At 61.7% G+C, this 22,010-nt stretch carries 17 protein-coding genes and 4 tRNA genes; 13 read left to right on the top strand and 8 right to left on the bottom strand.

All coding sequences use genetic code 11. The annotated features are described in order from the left end of the window. Positions 1–142: 142 nt before the first annotated feature. From ercA to C5F71_RS01380, 5 genes are all read left to right on the top strand, one after another. Positions 143–1,306 carry an alcohol dehydrogenase-like regulatory protein ErcA gene (ercA, locus tag C5F71_RS01405; RefSeq protein WP_029298454.1) on the top strand — a complete coding sequence of 388 codons (1,164 nt, stop codon included), beginning with the start codon at positions 143–145 and terminating at the stop codon, positions 1,304–1,306. After that, positions 1,290–2,681: a hybrid sensor histidine kinase/response regulator gene (locus C5F71_RS01400; RefSeq protein WP_070996384.1), complete on the top strand. Its 1,392-nt coding sequence runs from the start codon at positions 1,290–1,292 to the stop codon at positions 2,679–2,681. The genes ercA and C5F71_RS01400 overlap by 17 nt, the downstream gene beginning before the upstream one ends. 380 nt (positions 2,682–3,061) lie before the next feature. Beyond that, on the top strand, positions 3,062–4,540 hold the full coding sequence (locus C5F71_RS01395) for a DASS family sodium-coupled anion symporter (RefSeq protein ID WP_092239001.1): 1,479 nt from the start codon (positions 3,062–3,064) through the stop codon (positions 4,538–4,540). Between the two features lie 629 nt (positions 4,541–5,169). Further along, positions 5,170–6,831: an MFS transporter gene (locus C5F71_RS01385; protein WP_104910425.1), complete on the top strand. Its 1,662-nt coding sequence runs from the start codon at positions 5,170–5,172 to the stop codon at positions 6,829–6,831. Then, positions 6,828–7,979, top strand: coding sequence for an HlyD family secretion protein (locus tag C5F71_RS01380; protein ID WP_104910424.1), 1,152 nt, complete (start codon positions 6,828–6,830; stop codon positions 7,977–7,979). Before C5F71_RS01385 ends, C5F71_RS01380 begins: the two co-directional genes overlap by 4 nt. A 111-nt stretch (positions 7,980–8,090) precedes the next feature. On the opposite strand, the gene copD is transcribed toward C5F71_RS01380, so the two are convergent. Together copD and copC are read right to left on the bottom strand one after the other, a co-directional pair. Further along, positions 8,091–8,939: a copper homeostasis membrane protein CopD gene (copD, locus tag C5F71_RS01375; RefSeq protein WP_104910423.1), complete on the bottom strand. Its 849-nt coding sequence runs from the start codon at positions 8,937–8,939 to the stop codon at positions 8,091–8,093. Between the two features lie 3 nt (positions 8,940–8,942). Beyond that, positions 8,943–9,308, bottom strand: coding sequence for a copper homeostasis periplasmic binding protein CopC (gene copC, locus C5F71_RS01370; protein WP_029298442.1), 366 nt, complete (start codon positions 9,306–9,308; stop codon positions 8,943–8,945). A 115-nt stretch (positions 9,309–9,423) separates the two neighbouring features. Between copC and C5F71_RS01365 the strand changes: the two genes are divergently transcribed. Then, a complete protein-coding gene (locus tag C5F71_RS01365) occupies positions 9,424–10,044 on the top strand; it encodes a TetR/AcrR family transcriptional regulator (protein ID WP_029298440.1) in 621 nt (206 codons plus the stop codon). A 256-nt stretch (positions 10,045–10,300) separates the two neighbouring features. Here C5F71_RS01365 and preA read toward each other — a convergent pair whose 3' ends face one another. The 3 genes from preA to hydA form a co-directional block, all read right to left on the bottom strand. After that, the gene (gene preA, locus C5F71_RS01360; RefSeq protein WP_029298438.1) at positions 10,301–11,575 is read right to left on the bottom strand and encodes an NAD-dependent dihydropyrimidine dehydrogenase subunit PreA; all 1,275 of its coding nucleotides are present in this window, start codon (positions 11,573–11,575) and stop codon (positions 10,301–10,303) included. Next, complete coding sequence (locus C5F71_RS01355; protein ID WP_104912580.1) at positions 11,576–12,943, bottom strand: NAD(P)-dependent oxidoreductase; 1,368 nt, start codon at positions 12,941–12,943, stop codon at positions 11,576–11,578. Between the two features lie 147 nt (positions 12,944–13,090). After that, positions 13,091–14,530 carry a dihydropyrimidinase gene (gene hydA / locus C5F71_RS01350; RefSeq protein ID WP_029298434.1) on the bottom strand — a complete coding sequence of 480 codons (1,440 nt, stop codon included), beginning with the start codon at positions 14,528–14,530 and terminating at the stop codon, positions 13,091–13,093. A gap of 598 nt (positions 14,531–15,128) precedes the next feature. Between hydA and C5F71_RS01345 the strand changes: the two genes are divergently transcribed. Then, a complete protein-coding gene (locus C5F71_RS01345; RefSeq protein WP_029298432.1) occupies positions 15,129–16,616 on the top strand; it encodes an NCS1 family nucleobase:cation symporter-1 in 1,488 nt (495 codons plus the stop codon). Positions 16,617–16,771: 155 nt separating this feature from the next. Beyond that, positions 16,772–18,052, top strand: coding sequence for a Zn-dependent hydrolase (locus C5F71_RS01335; protein ID WP_104910421.1), 1,281 nt, complete (start codon positions 16,772–16,774; stop codon positions 18,050–18,052). Positions 18,053–18,088: 36 nt separating this feature from the next. Here C5F71_RS01335 and C5F71_RS29035 read toward each other — a convergent pair whose 3' ends face one another. Continuing rightward, positions 18,089–18,250 carry a hypothetical protein gene (locus C5F71_RS29035; RefSeq protein ID WP_177410391.1) on the bottom strand — a complete coding sequence of 54 codons (162 nt, stop codon included), beginning with the start codon at positions 18,248–18,250 and terminating at the stop codon, positions 18,089–18,091. Between the two features lie 212 nt (positions 18,251–18,462). On the opposite strand from C5F71_RS29035, the gene C5F71_RS01330 reads away from it, so the two are divergent. Next, the gene (locus C5F71_RS01330; protein WP_104912579.1) at positions 18,463–19,149 is read left to right on the top strand and encodes a peptidase C39 family protein; all 687 of its coding nucleotides are present in this window, start codon (positions 18,463–18,465) and stop codon (positions 19,147–19,149) included. Between the two features lie 46 nt (positions 19,150–19,195). Here the strand turns inward: C5F71_RS01330 and pbpG are convergent, their stop codons facing one another. Both pbpG and folD read right to left on the bottom strand, forming a co-directional pair. After that, on the bottom strand, positions 19,196–20,119 hold the full coding sequence (pbpG, locus tag C5F71_RS01325) for a D-alanyl-D-alanine endopeptidase (protein ID WP_029298427.1): 924 nt from the start codon (positions 20,117–20,119) through the stop codon (positions 19,196–19,198). Between the two features lie 207 nt (positions 20,120–20,326). Then, positions 20,327–21,181 (bottom strand): bifunctional methylenetetrahydrofolate dehydrogenase/methenyltetrahydrofolate cyclohydrolase FolD, encoded by an 855-nt coding sequence (gene folD / locus C5F71_RS01320; protein WP_029298425.1) that lies wholly within the window; start codon positions 21,179–21,181, stop codon positions 20,327–20,329. 280 nt (positions 21,182–21,461) lie between these two features. On the opposite strand from folD, the gene C5F71_RS01315 reads away from it, so the two are divergent. From C5F71_RS01315 to C5F71_RS01300, 4 genes are all read left to right on the top strand, one after another. Beyond that, a tRNA-Arg gene (locus tag C5F71_RS01315) sits at positions 21,462–21,538 on the top strand. Between the two features lie 32 nt (positions 21,539–21,570). Further along, positions 21,571–21,646: transfer RNA gene (locus C5F71_RS01310), tRNA-His, on the top strand. Between the two features lie 59 nt (positions 21,647–21,705). Continuing rightward, positions 21,706–21,790 (top strand) — tRNA-Leu (locus C5F71_RS01305). 77 nt (positions 21,791–21,867) lie between these two features. After that, positions 21,868–21,943 (top strand) — tRNA-His (locus C5F71_RS01300). Positions 21,944–22,010: the final 67 nt, after the last annotated feature.

The following is a 22,010-nucleotide window of genomic DNA, read 5'->3' as shown; positions in this document are numbered from 1 at the left end:
GGCGGCCGGATTGGCTCGGCGCTATCGCCGGCAAACCAGCGCCCACAAGGGATAAGGGTTAGCCCATTGGTCTGATTGCATTCGCCAGCGGATGCGTTAGTGTGGCCCGTATCTTCCAAAAACAATAAAAACAGGCTTACCAATGAGCCAGAGTCTCAGCCAACTGCGTAAATTCGTTTCCCCAGAAATCATCTTCGGCGCCGGCTCCCGGCACAATGTCGGCAATTACGCCAAGACCTTTGGTGCACGCAAGGTCCTGGTGGTCAGCGACCCTGGCGTGGTCGCTGCCGGTTGGGTCGCGGATGTCGAGGCCAGCCTGCAGGCCCTGGGTATCGAGTACTGCCTGTACACCGCCGTCTCACCCAACCCGCGTGTCGAAGAAGTGATGCAGGGCGCCGAGGTGTACCGCGAGAACCATTGCGATGTGATCGTCGCCGTCGGCGGCGGTAGCCCCATGGACTGCGGCAAGGCCATCGGCATCGTGGTTGCCCATGGTCGCAGCATCCTTGAGTTCGAAGGGGTGGACACCATCCGCGTGCCCAGCCCGCCGTTGATCCTGATCCCGACCACCGCCGGCACCTCGGCCGATGTGTCGCAGTTCGTGATCATTTCCAATCAGCAGGAACGCATGAAGTTTTCCATCGTCAGCAAGGCGGTGGTGCCGGATGTGTCGTTGATCGACCCGGAAACCACTGCCAGCATGGACCCGTTCCTCTCGGCCTGTACCGGTATCGACGCGCTGGTGCATGCCATCGAGGCCTTTGTGTCCACCGGGCATGGCCCGCTGACCGACCCCCATGCGCTGGAGGCCATGCGCCTGATCAATGGCAACCTGGTGCAGATGATTGCCAACCCGAGTGATATCGCCCTGCGCGAGAAAATCATGCTGGGCAGCATGCAGGCCGGCCTGGCGTTCTCCAATGCGATCCTCGGTGCGGTGCATGCCATGTCCCATAGCCTGGGTGGCTTTCTCGATCTGCCCCATGGCCTGTGCAACGCGGTGCTGGTGGAGCATGTGGTGGCGTTCAACTACAACTCGGCGCCGGAGCGCTTCAAGGTGATTGCCGAGACCTTCGGCATCGACTGCCGGGGCCTCAATCACCGGCAGATCTGCGGGCGGCTGGTGGAACACCTGATTGCGCTCAAGCATGCCATTGGCTTCCATGAAACCCTCGGCCTGCACGGGGTGCGCGTGGCGGATATTCCGTTCCTGTCGCAACACGCCATGCATGACCCGTGCATCCTGACCAACCCCCGGGAGTCGAGCCAGCGTGACGTCGAGGTCGTCTATGGCGAAGCTCTCTGACGATCAACAACGGGCCCTGGCCGGGCTGCTGGGATTGGGCGATCACTCGGCGCGCAAGAGTCACTACCCCGAGCTGACGGCGCGGCTGGATGAGTTGGAGGCGGAGCGCAAGCGCTACATCCGCCTCAACGACGAACTGGAGCAAAGGGTCGCCGCGCGCACCGATGAACTGCTTGAAGCCAACCACAACCTGCAACAGCAGATCGCCCGGCGCGAGCGTATCGAACAGGACCTGCGCGACGCCCGCGACGCGGCCCAGGCCGCCAACCGCAGCAAGGATAAATACCTCGCCGCCGCCAGCCACGACCTGCTGCAACCGCTGAACGCCGCACGCCTGCTGATCTCTACCCTGCGCGAGCGGGAGCTGCCCAGTGTGGAGAAGGTTCTGGTGGAGCGCACCCACCAGGCTCTGGAAGGGGCAGAAGATCTGCTGGCGGACTTGCTGGATATTTCCCGGCTCGACCAGGCGGCGGTCAAGCCCGATATTGCCCTGTATCGCCTCGACGAATTGCTGGCGCCGCTGGTCTCGGAGTTCCAGTCGGTGGCGGCGGCGGCCGGGTTGAACCTGCGGGTGCATATGGGCCGCTATGCGCTGCGCACCGACCTGCGCCTGCTGACGCGTATTCTGCGTAACTTCCTCAGCAATGCCTGCCGCTACACCGACCAGGGTTGCATCCTCCTGGGCGCGCGGCGTCGCGGGGATCGCTTGCGCCTGGAGGTCTGGGACACCGGGCGGGGGATTGCCGCCGACAGCCTGCAATCGATCTTTCTGGAGTTCAACCAACTGGACGTCGGCCGTGCGGCAGACCGCAAGGGCGTGGGGCTGGGGCTGGCGATTGTCGAACGTATCGCGAAGATTCTCGGCTGCCAGGTAGTCGTGCGCTCGTGGCCGGGGCGCGGCTCGATGTTCAGCATCGAGGTGCCGCTGTCGGAGGAAGTACCGCTGCCCATCAGCCTCGCACCCCCCCAGGCCGGGGCCGGCAACCCTTTGCCGGGGCGGCGCCTGTTGGTACTGGATAACGAAACCAGCATCCTGGAGAGCATGCGCGCCCTGCTCGGGCAATGGGGCTGCGAAGTGGTCACCGCCACCGATCAGGCCGCTGCATTGGTGGCGTTGCAGGGCAGGGCGCCGGAGCTGATCCTGGCGGATTACCACCTTGATCATGGCGTGGTCGGCTGCGAGGTGGTCAGGCAATTGCGCGAGCATTTCGGCAGGAAAATCCCTGCAGTGATCATCACGGCCGACCGCACCGACCAGTGCCGACGCTCGTTGCAGCGCCTGGAAGCGCCGTTGCTCAACAAACCGGTCAAGCCGGGCAAGCTGCGGGCGGTGTTGAGCCAACTACTAGGCGCCGCGCCCGACACGACAGCCTAAATCTGGGAGCTGGCTTGCCTGCGATGAGCATAGGTATCTACACAACTTTCCCTGTGGCGAGCGGGCTTGTCGGAACGCCGCATCGCCCGCGCTGGGCTGCGAAGCGGCCCAAAAAGCCCTCCACGTTTCTTCAGATAAACCGCGACGGTCGGGTTTAGGGCTGCTTCGCAGCCCAGCGCGGGCGATGCGGCGTTCCGACAAGCCCGCTCGCCACAACTGCGCTATCTGCCTGGATTTATGCGATGCAGCAAAGTTGTGTAGATACCGATGTTGCGATGAGGGTGGCTCAAAACTGCCTGTGCCTTGATACCTGTCAAGACCCGCCGCGACGCTTTGCCTCATGCTGCAGGCCTTGATTGTCATGGCCGACGGAGATTTCCATGAGTGCCCCCGCAACACCTGCTGTTTCTTTCAAGCTGCCCATGGGCCTGGTGATCGCCGTGCTGGTGATGATCGGCGTGCTGCTCTTGCCGCTGCCCGCCGACTTGCCGGTTGCCGGGCATCGGATGCTGGCGATCCTGGCCTTTGCCGTGGTGGTGTGGATTACCGAAGCGGTGTCCTACGAAGCCAGTGCGATCATGATTACTTCGTTGATGGCGTTCCTGCTGGGCACCGCGCCGTCCTTGCAGGACCCCACGCACCTGATCGGTTCCAGCCCGGCGATCAGCATGGCGCTCACCGGGTTTGCCAACCCGGCCCTGGCCCTGGTGGCCGGTGCGTTGTTTATTGCTGCGGCCATGACCCACACCGGCCTGGACCGGCGTATCGCCCTGGTCACCCTGACCCGGGTCGGCACCAGCACCCGCGGGATCCTGGTGGGCGCGATTGCCGTGACCATCCTGCTCAGCCTGGTGGTGCCCAGCGCCACGGCCCGCAGCGCTTGCGTGGTGCCGATCATGATGGGGGTGATTGCCGCGTTCGGCGTGGACAAACGCTCGAATATCGCCGCCGGGATCATGATTGTCGTGGCCCAGGGCACCAGCATCTGGAACGTTGGGATCCAGACCGCCGCGGCGCAGAACCTGTTGACCGTGGGCTTTATGGACAAGATGCTCGGCCAGCGCGTGTCGTGGATCGACTGGCTGATCGCCGGGGCGCCGTGGGCGCTGATCATGTCGGCAGTGCTGCTGTTCCTGGTGCTCAAATTGCTGCCACCGGAAAGCAACAGCATTCCTGGCGGCAAAGAGGCCGTGGCCCAGTCCCTGGTGGATATCGGCCCCATGACCGGGCCGCAGAAACGCTTGCTGACGGTCTCGGTCCTGCTGCTGCTGGCCTGGGCCACCGAAGGGCGTCTGCACAGCTTCGATACCACCTCCACTACCTACGCTGGCCTGGTGTTCCTGCTGCTGCCGGGCATCGGCGTGATGACCTGGAAGGACGTGCAATCGCGCATCCCCTGGGGCACGGTGATTGTATTCGGCGTGGGCATCAGCCTCGGCACGGCACTGCTGACCACCCAGGCCGGGCAGTGGCTGGGCGCGCAGGTGGTGGGGCACACCGGCCTGGATCAACTGGGGCCGCTGGGGGTGTTTGCAATCCTCGGCGCGTTCCTGATTGTGATCCACCTGGGCTTTGCCAGCGCCACCGCGCTGACCTCGGCGTTGCTGCCGATCCTGATTGCCGTACTGCAAACCCTGCCCGGTGATTTCAGCCGGTTGGGCATGACCATGTTGCTGGGGTTTGTGGTCAGTTATGGCTTTATCCTGCCGATCAACGCCCCGCAGAACATGGTGTGCCTGGGCACCGGCACCTTCACCGCGCGGCAGTTTGCCAAGGTGGGCTTGCTGGTGACCTTGATTGGCTACCTGTTGATGTTGGTCTTCGCCGCGACCTACTGGAGCTGGCTGGGCTGGATCTGAAAATCTGAATCCGACTCGCTGTGGGAGATGGCTTGTTGGATCGCTGCACCGCCGCGATAGCGGTGTGTCAGTCGATAAATTTATTGGCTGACCTGCCGCCATCGCAGGCAAGCCAGCTCCCACAGGGGAATGCAGCTGCGCGCTCTGGCGATGCTGTTGCTGTTGCTGTTGCTCTGTTTTTGATCTGGCTTTTGATCTTAGGCGCCCCGTTAAACCATGATGGCCGCAGGCAGGTATTGCGCAGTGGGCACCCCGGCAGGATGCCGGGGTAGCCGCGACACGGCCATGGATGGCCGATCGCGGCGGGCCCACGGAGCAATGCCTGACTGCGGGCATGCCGAGCCTAGGCGAGGCACCGAGTGGTGGGGCAAGAGCGCTTTGGTTACTTTCGCGCTCTTCGAAAGTGACCCGCCGTCAGGGCGGAACCATTAGCCGCCGTGACCGCAGCAACGGATATGTACACCTCCCCCCAATCCGCGGCGCCTGCATCGCAGGCAAGCCAGCTCCCACAAAAGCCAGCTCCCACAAAAGCCAGCCCCTACAAAGATGACAAGATCAACCCCGCTCAGGTCTACTACGCTCTGAGTCAGGGTTTTACCGGCCTCGTGCGTCGGTCATCAAGGTCACGAATGGATAAATACACCCCTCACACCTGGCAACCCCACGAGCGTCCAAGCTTGCCGGGGTCGCCATCGACGCCCCATCACCCCACGCTCAAGCGCTGGGCCTTTGCCCTGGTTGGCGTGCTGGTAGCAATCACCGGCGGCCTCGGCAACGCCCTGGTGATCGCCAACCTGCCGTACCTGCAAGGCGCATTGGGCGCGACCACCGCCGAAATGGCCTGGTTGCCTGCGGCCTATGTCATGACCAACGTGTCGATGAACCTGCTGCTGGTGAAGTTCCGCCAGCAGTTCGGCCTGCGGGCGTTTACCGAAGTGTTCCTGGTGCTGTACGCGCTGGTGACCTTCGGCCACTTGTTCGTCAACGACCTCAGTTCGGCGATTGCCGTGCGTGCGGCCCACGGCATGGTTGGCGCGGCCCTCAGTTCCCTGGGCCTGTATTACATGGTGCAGGCGTTCCCCGCAAAGTGGCGGCTCAAGGCCCTGGTGCTGGGCCTGGGTACCGCACAACTGGCCCTGCCAATGGCGCGGCTGTTTTCCGAAGACTTGCTGCAGATTGCCGAGTGGCGCGGCCTGTACCTGTTTGAGCTGGGCATGGCGCTGACGTGCCTGGGCTGTGTGTTCCTGCTCAAGCTGCCGCCGGGTGATCGCTTCAAGACCTTTGAAAAACTCGACTTCCTGACCTTCGCCTTGCTCGCCTCGGGCGTGGCATTGCTGTGTGCGGTGCTGTCCCTGGGGCGCATCGACTGGTGGCTGGAAGCACCGTGGATCGGCGTCGCCTCCGCCTGTTCGCTGGTGCTGATCATTGCCGGATTGGCCATCGAGCATAACCGCGCCAACCCGCTGCTGATGACCCGTTGGCTGGGCGGCGGGGTGATGATTCGCCTGGCCCTGGCAGTGATCCTGATCCGCATGGTGCTGTCCGAGCAGTCCACCGGCGCCGTGGGCTTTTTGCAGGCGCTGAATATGAGCAGCGAGCAGATGCGCACCTTGTATCTGGTGATGCTGCTGGGAGCGATCAGTGGCCTGGTGATCAGCGCATTGACCATCAACCCGGCGCACTTGCTGATGCCCTTGGTGATTTCCCTGGCCCTGATGGCCACAGGCTCGGTGATGGACAGTTTCTCCAGCAACCTGACCCGACCAGAGAACATGTACGTTAGCCAGTTTCTGCTGGGGTTTGGCGGTACGTTCTTTCTCGGCCCGACCATGGTGCTGGGCATGCGCAATGTGCTGAGCAACCCGCGCAACCTGGTGAGTTTTTCGGTGCTGTTTGGTATCTGCCAGAACCTTGGCGGGCTGCTGGGCGCGGCGTTGCTTGGCACGTTCCAGATCGTGCGCGAGAAGTTTCACTCCAGCATGATTGTCGAACACCTGACGTTGCTGGACCCGCGCGTGGCCGCCCGCGTGCAGAGCGGCGGCTCGGCTTATGGCTCGGTGATCGCCGACCCGGAGCTGCGCAACCTGCTGGGCATCCGCAGCCTGGCTACGGCGGCCACCCGTGAAGCCAATGTGATGGCGTATAACGACGTGTTCATGCTGATCGCGATCATCGCGATACTGACCATGTTGTGGATCTTTACCCGCAGCCTGTGGCTGATGAGCACCACCAAAAAAGCTGCCGCCAGTGCAGCGCCTTCCGTTCAACCTAGCGGCGCACTTTCTTCATGAGCGAACCCACGGCTACCACCACGACCACCAATGCCATTGCTTCCACCCCGGAGGGCAGCACGCCGCCCGGAGCCACGGTCACCGAACAGCGCTCGCTGCGCGTGCGCATCATCTCGTCTTTGGGCTTTGCCGCGATTGCTATCGTCGGCGTATTGATTGTGTTGTACGCCTGGCAATTGCCGCCCTTCAGCAGCGCCGTGGAAACCACCGAAAACGCCCTGGTGCGCGGCCAGGTCACGATCATCGGCCCGCAACTGAGCGGTTATGTGTTCGAGGTGCCTGTGCAGGACTTCCAGCACGTCAAGGCCGGGGATCTGTTGGTGCGGCTCGACGACCGCATCTACAAGCAGCGCCTGGACCAGGCCCAAGCGCAATTGGCGGTGCAGCAGGCGTCCCTGGCCAATGTGGTGCAACAGCGCAACAGCGCCGAGGCGACCATCAAGCTGCGCCAGGCCGCCTTGGCCGACAGCCAGGCCCAGGCCCGCAAGAGCACGGCCGACCTGCGGCGCAACGAAGAACTGATCAGCGATGGCTCGGTATCGCGCCGTGAACTGGACGTGACCCGCGCCGCCAACGCGCAGACCATCGCCGCCGTGGCCCAGGCCCAGGCCAGCCTGGAAATCGCCCGTCAGGACTTGCAGACGGTGATCGTCAATCGCGGTTCACTGGAAGCCGCCGTCGCCAGTACCGAGGCCGCGGTGGAGCTGGCGCGCATCGACCTGTCCAACACCCGCGTACTGGCGCCCCGGGACGGCCAGTTGGGGCAGATCGGCGTGCGTTTGGGGGCCTACGTCAACTCCGGCGCGCAGTTGATGGCGCTGGTGCCTAACCAGCTGTGGGTGATCGCCAATATGAAGGAAACCCAGATGGACCACGTGCAGGTGGGCCAGCCGGTGACGTTCACCGTGGATGCCCTGAACCACCGTAGATTCCATGGCACGGTACAGCGTATCTCGCCGGCCACGGGCGCCGAGTTCAGCCTGTTGCAGGCCGATAACGCCACCGGCAACTTCGTCAAGATCGCCCAGCGGGTACCGGTGCGGATCACCGTGGACCCGGATCAGGAGCAGAGCGAACGCCTGCGACCGGGGTTGTCGGTGGTGGTCAGCATCGACACGGCAGGCCGCCTGAAAAACAGCCCGCCCTGACATTCCACACACCCCGTGTAGGCGCGAGCTTGCTCGCGAAAGTCGTCAACGATAACGCGGGTTGCCTGGGTAAACGCGTTGTCGGTAAGTTTTTCGCGAGCAAGCTCGCTCCTACAGCATCGGTGGCAGGGTGCCCAGCAGGGACACCGCCGCCACAGCGGCCACGCCTAACAACCATTCGAGCTTCACACTGGCCTGCAGTTGCCCCACGCGCTGCTGGCAATTGTTGATCCGCAGCCGATTGAGCAATGCCAGGCCCAGCATGCCCGCCACCAGCAGCACCTTGATCAACAGGATCAAGGCAAACCCGCTGAACAGTGGAGTCGGCCAGAACTGCCCAGTGAGCACACGGATATTGATCAGCCCGGTGACCAGCAAACCGGCTACCAACAGATAACCGACACCGCTGAAGCGCTGCAGGATTTTCTCCAGCGGGTACAGGGCTGCTTGGCGCAGGATCAACACCAGCAGCAGCAACCCGCCAAGCCAGGCACCGACGCATAGCAGGTGCACCATCTGGTTGAGAATCAGCAATTGCCCGCTGAGGCCACTGAGCATCGCGCCGTGCCCCACGGGGGCCAGGGTAGCCAGCAGCAGCGCACTGAGGAGCAGACGCACGTGATGCCAGGGTGTCAGCAGGCTCAGCACCAGCAAGCCACTGAGCAACAGATGCAGGCTCCAGACCTTGCCGAAGAACGTCTTGCCCAGCACCAACTGCACCGTCGCCAGATCCAGCGCCGCCAGTTCACTGCCGGCCATGCTGGCACTGATCAACAGCAACCAGCTCACACCCGACCCCAGGGCCAGCCAGGCCAGCAGCGTGGTGATGCGTGACAACTGCCGATCCAGGGCCGGCCGCGGGCTTGTGCCTAATAACCAGGGCCTGAATACACAGGCCCCGAACATCAGCAAAACCACCATGAAGTGCAGGAAACGGCACAGCACCAGCAGGGTTGCCATGGGTTATTGGCCGACCTTGAAGCTGTAATTGCCTGCGCTTTTGTGGGTGTCGACCGAGACGGCTTGCCACTCGACCTTATAGGTGCCAGCGGCCAACGGTGCGGCAGGGGTCACAACCAGGGTTTTTTTGTCGGCGTCTGGAGTGTCCAGGCCCTTGATCGCCACTTCGGTGCCGTCCTTGCTCAGGGAGACCTTGGTGAACGTGGCCTCGACACCTTCGGAGAACACCAGGCGCAGGTCGGCGGGCGCGGCGACGGTGCTGTCGGCGGCCGGCGCAGTGGTTTTCAGGTGGGCATGGGCAAAGGCGGCCGAAGCCCCCAGCAGCGAGGCCAGCAAGGTCACCGTAGTCAGGGTTTTCTTGATCAACATCGTGCACTACCTATCAATGGGAGAGGGGGGCAGTGTACGAAGTTTCCACTCAGGCTGTCGCCCCGATCTAGAGCGGATGGTAGTCTTCCAGGCATGTCGTTGTCAGGGAGCCCCTATGGGCAATCACAAGATCGGTATCCGTCGGGTCAACGTCGAAAAGATTCTGCTGGCGGCTGAAAAGGTCTTCGCCGAGAAGGGCTATGGCAGCACCGCCATGGCCGACATTGCCGAACAGGCGCAACTGCCGCGCTCCAACCTGCATTACTACTTCAGCACCAAAAGCGAGTTGTACAGCGCGGTGTTGTTCGACCTGCTGGAGGTATGGAAGCAGGACGCCCTGTGCTTCGAGATGTTCGATGACCCGCGTGTGGTCCTCAGCAGCTACATCCGGGCGAAGATGCAGCATTCGCGCAGCCGCCCGTATGGCTCGAAAGTCTGGGCCAACGAAATCATCCACGGCGCGCCGACCCTCGGCGAAGCGCTGGATGCGAGCCTGTACGACTGGGCCAAAATGAAGGAAGCGAAAATCCGCCAGTGGGTGGAAGACAAACGCATCCTCGCGGTGGAACCGTCGAGCCTGCTGTATATGATCTGGGCCTCGACCCAGCACTATGCCGACTTTGATCACCAGGTGATGATCCTCAACGATCATCAGGCGTTGTCGGACATGCAGTTCGAACGGGCGGTGCAGACGGTGACCAGTGTGATTTTGCGGGGGATTGGGTTGGAACCATGAGTTTGGGGTGTGGTTGAGGGCCTCATCGCGATTTAAAAGGCTAAACCGGTTGCGTGGGCTGTGGCCGTGAAAGGGCTCGCTGTGGTCAGGGGCTTGTTGTGGCGAGGGGGCTTGTCCCCCGTTGGGCTGCGCAGCAGCCCCAGTCAGTCTCACCTCGGCCTTTCAGACACACCGAGGTGACCGGTTTTGGGGCTGCTGCGCAGCCCAACGGGGGACAAGCCCCCTCGCCACAACGAGCCCCCTGGCAACAGATGGTTTACACCGCCTCTCGGTAGGGGTTGCGTGGATCCTGCGTCCAATTCAGGAACGGTTTGCCCGTGTCCATCGGCACCATCTCGATGCAGTCCGCCACCGGGCAGGTGATCTGGCACAGGTTGCAGCCCACGCATTCGTCGTCGATCACTTGGTACACATGGGTACCGTCCGCCTGCTTGAGGCTGGCAATCGCCTGGTGCGACGTGTCCTCGCAGGCAATATGGCAGCGTCCGCAGCCAATGCAGGCGGCCTGGTCGATCTTGGCGATCACTTGGTAGTTGATGTCCAGGTATTTCCAGTCCGTGGTATTGCCCACGGCGCGCCCCGAGAACTCCTGCAAGCTGCTGTAGCCCTGGCTGTCCATCCATCGCGACAGGCCATCCTTCATCTCGTCGACAATCCGAAAACCATGCAGCATCGCCGCCGTGCACACCTGCACCGCGCCACAGCCCAGGGCCACGAATTCTGCGGCATCGCGCCAGTTGCCGATGCCGCCAATCCCGCAGATCGGCAGGCCCTGGGTCTGGGGATCGCGGGCGATCTCAGCGACCATGTTCAACGCAATCGGCTTGACCGCCGAACCGCAGTAGCCGCCGTGGGTGCTTTGGGTGCCGACGATCGGCAGGGCGACCATGCGCTCCAGGTCCACGCTGGTGATGGAGTTGATGGTGTTGATCAGTGATACCGCATCGGCGCCGCCGCGATAGGCGGCCCGGGCGGCCACGCGGATATCGGTGATATTGGGCGTGAGCTTGACGATCACCGGCAGCGAACAATAGGTCTTGCACCAGCGCGTGACCTGTTCCACATATTCCGGTACCTGGCCCACTGCTGCGCCCATGCCGCGTTCGGGCATGCCGTGGGGGCAGCCGAAGTTCAGCTCGATGCCGTCGCAACCGGTGGCTTCGACTAACGGCAGGATGTTTTTCCAGGATTCTTCGACGCACGGCACCATCAACGACACGATCAGGGCGCGGTCCGGCCAGTCCTTCTTCACCTGGGTGATTTCCCGCAGGTTGATCTCCAGGGAACGGTCGGTGATCAGCTCGATATTGTTGATACCCAGGACTTCACGGTTGGCGCCAAAGTGTGCCGAATAACGGGACGAGACGTTGACGGCTGCCGGGTCCTCGCCAAGGGTTTTCCAGACCACTCCACCCCAGCCGGCCTCGAAGGCGCGCACCACGTTGTAGGCCTTGTCGGTGGGGGGCGCGGAGGCCAGCCAGAACGGGTTGGGGGCTTTGATGCCGGCGAACACAATCGATAGATCGGCCATTTACGCAGCCTCCACATTGAGCATGAGTTGAGCGTGCATGGCCTCGGCGGCCAGCTTGCCGTGTTGCACGGCCTGGACGGTGAGGTCCTGCCCGAGGCTGACGCAGTCGCCACCGGCATACACCCCGGGGACACTGGTTTGCAGCTGCGCATCGACAAAGATCCGCTCGCCCTGGCGTTGTAGTTGCTGGGCCAGTGGGTCATGCAAGGCCTGCTCGTCGAAGCCTTGGCCGATGGCCTTGAAGATTGCATCTGCCGCCAGCTCGAAGGTTTCGCCGGTGGTGTGCAGGCGGCCGTTTTCCAGGCGCGTGCGGGCAAAGCGCATACCGCGTACTTGGCCTTGGTCGTCCAACAGCACGGCTTCGGGTTGCGCCCAGGTCAGCAGGCGTACCTGGTTGGCCTTGGCGATATCCTGCTCGTGATCGGTGGCGCCCATATCGGCGAGGCCACGGCGGTAGACCAGGTTGACGTCGCGCGCGCCCAGGCGGGCCATTTGCACGGCCATGTCGATGGCGGTGTTGCCGGCACCCAGCACGATGCAACGGTCGGCCAGGGGCAGTTGGCTGAGGTCATCGGCCTGGCGCAGTTCGCGGATGTAGTCAGTGGCAGCGAGCAGGCCGGGGGCATCCTCGTGGGGCAGGCCCAGGTGTTTGCTGGCGGCCAGGCCCAGGCCGAGGAATACCGCATCAAATTGCTGGTGCAGGTCGCTCAGGCTCAGGTTGTCGCCCAGGCGCTGGCCGTGGCGGATTTCGATGCCGCCGATCTGCAGGAGGAAATCCAGCTCCTTCTGGGCGAAGTCGTCCACCAGTTTGTATTTGGCGATCCCGTATTCATTGAGGCCACCGGCCTTGTCCCGGGCCTCGAAAATCACCACGTCATGCCCGTGCAAGGCACTGCGATGGGCACAGGACAAACCCGCTGGCCCGGCGCCCACCACCGCGATGCGTTTGCCAGTAGGGGCGGCGCGCTGGAAGGGGTGTTGGTCAAAGTGCGCGTTGTCTACGGCGTAGCGCTGCAGCAGGCCGATCAGCACCGGCGCGCATTCTTCGCTGTTGTTGCGCACACAGGCTTGCTGGCAGAGGATTTCGGTCGGGCAGACCCGGGCACAACTGCCGCCCAGGATGTTGGCCGAGAGAATCTTCTGCGCCGCGCCCTGCACGTTGTCGGTGTGGATATTGCGGATGAACGATGGGATATCGATCTCGCTGGGGCATGCATTGACGCAGGGTGCGTCGTAGCAATACAGGCAGCGCGAGGCCTCCAGGTGCGCCTGGCGGGCGTTGAGCGGCGGTGCCAGGTCGGTGAAATGGCGGGCGAGGGTTGCGCCGTCTTCATGGGGGTGGGGAAGATGGGTCAGGGTCTGGATCACGGTAGTGGCCTCACGGTTTTTTTTGCCTCTGGCGGGCATTGGTTTTTTTGTGGTTTGCACTGGCCTCATCGCGGGCAAGCCCGCTCCCACATTTGACTGTGTGAACCCGATCAAGGGTGGGAGCTGGCTTGCCTGCGATCGGCGATGTCAGCGTTTCACCGCGGCTGGCTTGGAATGCTCCGCACGCTTGCGCAACTGCTCGAACACCGCCGGATACGCAGGCCGCTCGACATAGCGCCCGGCACCACGCTCGGCGCGCAGATCGCCGTCGACCCACACCAGCTTGCCCTGGCTGATGGTGTGGCTGGGCACGCCGCGTACGGTCTTGCCTTCGAAGATGTTGAAGTCCACCTGCTGATGGTGGGTCTTGGCCGAGATGGTCCGCGTGCCCTGGGGATCCCACAGCACCAGGTCGGCATCGGCACCGACGCGGATCGCGCCCTTGCGCGGGTAGAGATTGAAGATTTTTGCGGTGTTGGTGGAGGTCAGCGCGACAAACTCCTGCATCGACAGGCGTCCGGTGTTGACCCCTTCGTCCCATAGCAGCGCCATGCGGTCTTCGATGCCGGCGGTGCCATTGGGGATCTTGCTGAAGTCGTCACGCCCGGCGGCCTTTTGTTCGGCGCAGAAGCAGCAGTGATCGGTGGCGGTGGTGTGCAGGTTGCCTGATTGCAGGCCACGCCAGAGTGCCTCTTGATGCCCGCGCGGGCGGAAGGGCGGGCTCATCACGTAGCCTGCGGCGGTTTGCCAGTCGGGGTGTTGGTACACGCTGTCGTCCAGCAGCAGGTGCCCGGCCAGGACTTCGCCATAGACCGCCTGGCCCTTGGCGCGGGCGTAGGTGATTTCGTCGAGGGCTTCCTGGGTGGACACGTGCACCAGGTACAGCGGCGTGCCGATGGTTTCGGCAATGCGGATCGCGCGGCTGGCGGCTTCGCCTTCCACTTGCGAAGGGCGCGACAGCGGGTGGGCCTCGGGGCCGGTGATGCCCTGGGCCAGCAGCTTGCGTTGCAGGTGATAGACCAGTTCGCCGTTCTCTGCGTGCACGGTGGGCACCGCGCCCAGTTCCAGACAGCGCTCGAAGCTGGCGACCAGGGTGTCGTCGGCGGCCATGATCGCGTTCTTGTAGGCCATGAAGTGCTTGAAGCTGTTGATGCCGTGATGGGTCACCAACTCGGCCATTTCCTCGCGGACCTGTTCGCTCCACCAGGTAATCGCCACATGAAACCCGTAGTCGGCCGCCGACTTCTCGGCCCAGCCGCGCCACTGGTGAAAGGCCTCCATCAACGACTGCTGCGGGTTGGGAATCACGAAGTCGATGATCGATGTGGTCCCGCCCGCCAGGCCCGCTGCCGTGCCGCTGAAGAAGTCCTCGCTGGCCACCGTACCCATGAAGGGCAATTGCATGTGGGTATGGGGATCGATCCCGCCGGGCATCAAGTATTGGCCGCTGCCATCAAGTATCTCGGTGCCGGCGGGAACATCCAGGTTAGTGCCAATGGCGCGGATTAGAGCGTCTGCGCACAAGACATCGGCTTTATAACTTTCATCATGGGTAACAACGGTAGCGCCACGGATCAACAGAGACATGCCGAGTTCCTCAGAGGCTTGACCGGCTTATGCCAGTTCTAAGTGTTGTAGTGCAGCTCACGGTGCAAGATCTATTCTTGTCACGGGTGACAGGAATAGAAACTAGCCCGAGTTTTTGGATTGATCAAGATTATTTTTTATAAGCTTATATATTTTATATCTTGTTGATTTATAACGATAAAAAAAGGAAATCACCAAAATGTAGCACCCTCTCACCGTTTTGACGCACTTGACAGGTTCCCAATATGAGCAACATTTCCTATTGCAAATCAGACGCTTGAGAGTTGCCTCTTGACGGCGGGCAGTAATAAAAATAATTGTGTTGCACCAGATTGAGTCCTGATTGTTCGGGCAACTTCTGCGTTATTTGGCCTGAGTAGCATTGAAAGTACCGTGGGACTTTTCGGTAGAAAAAATAAAGCTGATAAACATCAGCTAGTTATATAAGCGGTACGGACGGGGTGACGGCGTGCGGCACGGTAATTGAGTGCGCTGCCGGTTGGCCGGGTCCGTGATGTCATGTTCATGCGGGACTACGGCCATCCAGCGTCAAGCGCTGGATGAGCAACAATAATTTTAAAAAAACCGTGGAGCGGCCATGCAACAGAACAGATCGCAAGTCATAGAGCGCGACGGCCTGTATGAACTCGACGCCGGCAGCGACGTCCTCGACAGCCCCCGTTACAACCACGATATGGCACCGACCAAGGTGCACGAGCGAACCTGGAACAAGTGGCACATCACCGCACTGTGGGTCGGCATGTCGATCTGCGTGCCGACCTACACCCTGGGCGGGGTGCTCACCGCGTATTTCGGGTTGTCGGTGGGCGAGGCGCTGATGGCGATCTTGCTGGCCAATATCGTGGTGCTCATCCCCCTGACGCTTAACGCCTTTCCCGGCACCAAGTACGGCATTCCGTTCCCGGTGCTGTTGCGCTCGTCCTTCGGCATTCTGGGCTCCAATGTGCCGTGCCTGATCCGTGCCCTGGTGGCCTGCGGCTGGTTCGGTATCCAGACCATGTTCGGCGGGCTGGCGATCCATTTGTTCCTCGGCTCGATTTTCGAGGGCTGGAAGAGCCTGGGCGGCACCGGCGAGGTGATCGGCTTCATGATCTTCTGGGTGCTGAACCTCTGGGTGGTGCTGCGTGGTGCCGAGTCGATCAAATGGCTGGAAACCCTGTCGGCGCCGCTGCTGGTGGCCGTGGGCATCGGCTTGCTGGTGTGGGCGTTGCCCAATGTGTCGCTCAGCGAATTGATGGCGATCCCGCCCAAGCGTCCCGAAGGCGCGAACCTGACGGGTTACTTTATGGCCGGGCTGACGGCGATGGTCGGTTTCTGGGCCACCTTGTCGTTGAATATTCCCGACTTCAGCCGCTATGCCAAAAGCCAGAAGGACCAGATCCTGGGGCAGATTTTCGGCCTGCCGCTGACCATGTTCCTGTTCGCAGCCCTGGGCGTGATCATGACCGCCGCGTCGGTGAAACTGGTAGGCGTCAGCGTCTCCGACCCGGTGACCCTGATCGGGCATATCCAGAGCCCGGTGTGGGTGGCCGTGGCGATGGCGCTGATCATCATTGCCACGCTGTCGACCAACACCGCGGCGAATATTGTCTCGCCCACCAACGACTTCCAGAACATCGCGCCCAAGCTGATCAACCGCACCACGGCGGTGATTCTGACTGGCTTGGTGGGGCTGGCGCTGATGGCCCATGAACTGCTGAAAAAGCTGGGCCTGATTGTTTCCGATGTCAGCCTGGAAACGGTCTATTCCAACTGGTTGCTCGGCTATTCGAGCCTGTTGGGGCCGATTGCCGGGATCATGGTGGTGGATTATTTCCTGATCCGCCGCCAGCAACTGGACCTGGCGGGGTTGTACCGCGATGACGTGTATCCGGCGTGGAATGTGGCGGGATTTATCGCGTTTGGCGTGCCGGTGGTGCTGACCCTGTTGTCGCTGGGTAGCGATGCGTTCAGTTGGTTCTACAGCTATGGCTGGTTCACCGGATCGGCGCTGGGCGGGGTGTTGTATTACGGCCTGTGCAGCAAGCGCAAAACCAGCCCGGTCGCTGCCAAGACATCCCTGTAAGCGATGTGGAATGCAATCAACTGTGGGATCGGGCTTGCTCGCGAAGGCGGTGGGTCAGTGATGGATATATTGACTGATACACCGCCTTCGCGAGCAAGCCCGCTCCCACAGTTGGACCGCGTCAATCATAAGAAATATTGCCTGAGGAGATCACCATGAACGCTGCCATCGACGTTCTGCAATCCACCCATCAGCACATCAACCGCGACCGCCTGTGGCAGTCGCTGATGGACCTCGCAAAGCTTGGCGCCACGCCCAAGGGCGGTGTCTGCCGCCTGGCCCTGACGGATCTCGATCGCCAGGCTCGCGATCTTTTCGTGCAGTGGTGCGAGGCGGCGGGTTGCACCGTGACGGTGGATGGGGTGGGCAATATCTTTGCCCGTCGCCCGGGGCGCAATCCGGCATTGCCGCCGGTGATGACGGGCAGTCATATCGACACCCAGCCGACGGGTGGCAAGTTCGATGGCTGCTTCGGCGTATTGGCGGGCGTCGAGGTGTTGCGCACGCTCAACGACCTCAAGATCGAAACCGAGGCGCCGCTGGAGGTGGTGGTGTGGACCAACGAAGAAGGCTCGCGCTTCCCGCCATGCATGATGGGCTCCGGGGTGTTTGCCGAGAAATTCAGCCTGGCAGATACCCTGGCCAAGACCGACGCCGAGGGCGTCAGCGTGGGCGAGGCGTTGAATGCGATTGGCTATGCGGGCACTCGGCCGGTCAGCGGGCATAAGGTGGGGGCTTACTTCGAAGCCCATATCGAACAAGGCCCGATCCTTGAAGACGAACGCAAGACCATCGGCGTGGTGCTGGGGGCCCTCGGCCAGAAATGGTTCGACCTGACCCTGCGCGGCGTCGAGGCCCATGCCGGGCCGACACCGATGCACCTGCGCAAGGACGCCTTGGTCGGTGCCTCGGCGGTGGTTGCCGCAGTCAACGCTGCCGCCCTCGGCCATCAGCCCCATGCCTGTGGCACGGTGGGTTGCCTGCAGGCCTACCCTGGCTCGCGCAATGTGATCCCTGGCGAAGTGCGCATGACCCTGGACTTCCGGCACCTGGAGCCGGCGCGCCTGGACTCGATGATTGCCCAGGTGCGCAAGGTGATTGACGACACCTGCGCCAAGCACGGCCTGACCTTCGAGATGGTGCCTACTGCAGACTTTCCGCCGCTGTACTTCGACAAGGGCTGTGTCGATGCCGTGCGTGAGGCGGCCACGGGTCTGGGCCTGTCGAACATGGATATCGTCAGCGGCGCCGGGCACGACGCAATCTTCGTCGCTGAGTTGGGGCCAGCGGGGATGATATTTGTGCCGTGTGAGGGCGGGATCAGCCATAACGAAATCGAAAATGCGGCACCCGATGACCTGGCGGCAGGATGCGCGGTGTTGCTGCGGGCGATGCTGGCGGCCTCGGCTGCGGTGGCCCGCAAGCAGGTGGCGTAAAACGGTGGGAGCCGGCTCGCCGGCTCCTGCAATTGCTCAGGCGTGATGCGCGACAGGGTTGTGGGCTTTGGCCCGTGTAGCAGTCTTTGGCTGCGGGTGATGATGCCTGCGCGTCACGCGCAACACCCCCCACAACATGGCGCCGGCTACGGCCAGCCAGCCAAGTACCAGCAGGAAAATCGTCGTTGTCAGGCTCATGAGTGCCTCCTTTTGCCCTGTGCAGGGCACACACTGTCTTTGCAATGGACAGTCTAGCTGCCTCCCGGTTGCGTGCTATTGACCAATGGTCGTGTGCGTCCAACTTGTTTGCTCTATCCCGGGCTTTTTACTGCTGTACAAGGCTATACCGGCGTCCAAGAGCACCCTATGATCAACGCCCCAGCCCGCAGATGATCAAGAGAGTGAAGAAGTTGCGTTTACGGTCGAATCTCAAAAAAACCTTGCTGGTGGCTGCCTGCGTCCTCGGGTTGGCCGCATGTGCGGGGCATCCCACACCCTCGAAAATCCAGGGCCTGCCCGAGCGTGTAGAGCTCAACGGCGTTCCGGCGTTTCGTGGTGACACCTATCAGGGTGGCCCGGCGGCCTTGGCCAGCATGCTGTCGCAACAAGGCATTGTGATTACACCGGGCTTGCTGGATAAACCCTTGCACCTGCCGGGTGGGGAAGCCGACCTTGAGCGCAACATGCAGGTACTGGCACGTGAGTACGGGATGCTGGTGTACCCGCTGGATGCCAAGCTGACGGCGCTGTTGGCGCAGGTGGCGGCGGGGTACCCGGTGATGGTGCGGATTACCGAGGGCTCGACGCTATGGGCCGAGCCGCGTTATGCGGTGTTGGTGGGCTTTAACCAGCAGAACAGTACGGTGTTGCTGCGAGTCGCAAGGGACCGGCGACGCCCAGTGGCGTTCAGCGACTTCGAGTCCGCCTGGAAGAGCGCCGGGCAGTGGGCCGTGTTGGTCCAGCGCCCGAGCCAGTTGCCGGCCAATCTGGATGCGGCGCGCTGGCAGCAGGCCGCCAACGCAACCGCCCAGGCCGGCCAGGAGCAGGCGGCAGCCCGGGCCCTGAAGGTCATGGCCCAAAGGCAGAAGCAGCCATAAAGCAAACGGCGCCCGAGGGCGCCGTTTTTTATGCCTGCCAGTCGTATCAATGGGACTGGGCAACCCCGGTCTGGCGGGCCTTGAGGTTCTTGTCGGCCTTGTATTGCAGGGCTACATCCGGCACCGAGCCACTCTTGCCGGTTTCGACCCACTTGCGAATACGGCTGGCATCGGCAAAGTGCGTGAGTTTGCCGAAGGCATCGAGGATCACCAGCGACACGGGGCGGTTGCCCATGCTCGTCACCAGCACCAGGCAGTGACCGGCCTGGTTGGTGAAGCCGGTCTTGGTCAGCTTGATATCCCAGTTGGCGCGGTTGACCAGGTGATCGGTGTTGGAAAAGCCCAGGGTGTAGCTGGGCTTGCGGAACGACACGGTTTTTTCCTTGGTGGTGCTCAATTGCGTGAGCAGCGGGTATTTATGCGCGGCCTGCACCAGCTTGCTCAAGTCGCGGGCGGTGGACACGTTATGGATCGACAGGCCGGTGGGCTCGACGTAACGGGTGCTGTTCATGCCCAGGGCCTTGGCCTTGGCGTTCATCGCGGCAATAAACGCCGCATAGCCACCCGGATAGTGGTGGGCCAGGCTGGCGGCAGCACGGTTTTCCGAGGACATCAGGGTGATCAGCAACATCTCCTTGCGCGGCATCTCGCTGTTGAGCTTGACCCGTGAGAACACGCCTTTCATTTCCGGGGTGTCGCTGATGTTGATGGAGATGTACTCGTCCATATTCTGCTTGGCGTCCAGCACCACCATGCCCGTCATCAATTTGGTGACGGACGCGATCGGCACTACTACGTCGGGGTTGCTGGCGTAGATCACCTTGTTGGTCTGCAAGTCCACCAGCATCGCGCTGCCCGAGGCGATGTGCAGCTGGGAGGTGTCTCGAGGGGCCAGGGTGGTTTCACTGGCGTTGGCGACAGTGCCTGCGAGTGCGAAGAACAGGCTGACAAGAGAAAGACGAATATTCACGCGGATGAACTCGCTAAAAGGTAGAAAAATACCGGGTGTGGCCGGCTATATGAAAAAAGACGTTACATATTATTAGTATGGGCCAGAAACTGTCGAATGTTCTTCTGAAACCAGACGAAAGCTCTTAAAAACAAAGAAAAAACCGATTTTTTTGCGGGCAATAAAAAGCCCCGCCATAAGGCAGGGCTTTTTTAGTGCGGCGGGTTATTAGCTGTGCAGGGTTTCGGCTGCGTACAGGGTGTTTTCCAGCAGGCAGGCACGAGTCATCGGGCCAACACCACCTGGCACCGGGGTAATCCAGCCGGCACGGGGCAGGGCCGTTTCATACACCACGTCGCCCACCAGTTTGCCGTCGTCCTGGCGGTTGATGCCGACGTCAATCACGATGGCGCCTTCCTTGATCCACTCGCCCTTGACCAGGCCCGGCTTGCCCGCGGCGACCACGACCAGGTCGGCACGCCCGACGTGACCTGCCAGGTCCTTGGTGAAACGGTGGGTGACGGTCACGGTGCAGCCGGCCAGCAGCAACTCCATGGCCATCGGGCGACCGACAATGTTCGACGCACCCACGACCACTGCATCGAGGCCATAAAGGTCGACGCCGGTGCTTTCCAGCAGGGTCATGATGCCCTTTGGCGTGCAGGGGCGCAGCAGGGGGATGCGCTGGGCCAGGCGGCCAACGTTATAAGGGTGGAAGCCATCGACGTCCTTGTCGGGGCGGATGCGCTCCAGCAACAGCGAGGCGTCCAGATGCTCCGGCAGCGGCAATTGCAAGAGGATGCCGTCGATGTTCGGATCGTCGTTGAGGCCATCGATCAGGTCGGTGAGGGCCTGTTGGGTGGTATCGGAAGGCAAGTCGTAGGCCTTGGAAATAAAGCCGACCTCTTCACAGTCTTTACGCTTGTGCGAGACATAAACCTGGGAGGCAGGATCGCTGCCGACCAGGATCACCGCGAGCCCCGGCGTGCGCAGGCCAAGCTTGCGACGCTCGGCGACACGTTTGGCGATCTGCTGGCGCAGGCTGGCGGCGATTGATTTGCCGTCGATAAGTTGTGCAGTCATTACGCGTGATTAACCATCGAGAGGGGGAGGAAAAGTGCGCGCATTCTCGCACGCCAGGACGTGAGGGCAAAGGCGCTTGGTCTGCAAATTCCCCTAACCCCTTAAATAAAATGAATTTTTTTCAAAAAAGATTTGACGGCCCCTGGGGGCGTCTATACTATTCGTCGCACTTGTCGGGCACAGCCTAGCACTGGTTAAGAAGGTCGAGCGCAATAGTCGTTTTATTGTGTAAGGCTGGAAGCATTTAGTTTGTAGTCCTCCAAGAGTACAGATTAATCAGGCGCCCGTAGCTCAGCTGGATAGAGCATCCGCCTTCTAAGCGGATGGTCGCAGGTTCGAGTCCTGCCGGGTGCGCCATTAGGCAGCTTTGGCACAAGTAGCGCAAGATGGTGGGCGTAGCTCAGTTGGTAGAGCACGGGATTGTGACTCCCGTTGTCGAGGGTTCGATCCCCTTCGTCCACCCCATATTTGAAAAGGCGCCAGATTTAACGGTCTGGCGCCTTTGTTTTAAAAAGCTTCAAGCCGCGGATGTGGTGGAATTGGTAGACACACTGGATTTAGGTTCCAGCGCCGCGAGGCGTAAGAGTTCGAGTCTCTTCATCCGCACCAAATACAGCGTCACCCTTGCCATGGGCAGGGTTGGTGCTTAACAGAGAAGACAATTGGCTTCTTTGTCACGCAATATGGTGGGCGTAGCTCAGTTGGTAGAGCACGGGATTGTGACTCCCGTTGTCGAGGGTTCGATCCCCTTCGTCCACCCCATATTCCGAAAGGCGCCAGATTTAACAGTCTGGCGCCTTTTTTGTTTTAGCGGTTTGCGTATTCGGCG

This window comes from Pseudomonas sp. LG1D9 (assembly GCF_002949995.1).
Lineage (GTDB): Bacteria > Pseudomonadota > Gammaproteobacteria > Pseudomonadales > Pseudomonadaceae > Aquipseudomonas > Aquipseudomonas proteolytica.
The sequence above is the reverse complement of the archived record's forward strand: the minus strand, read 5'-3'. Positions and strand labels throughout refer to the sequence as shown.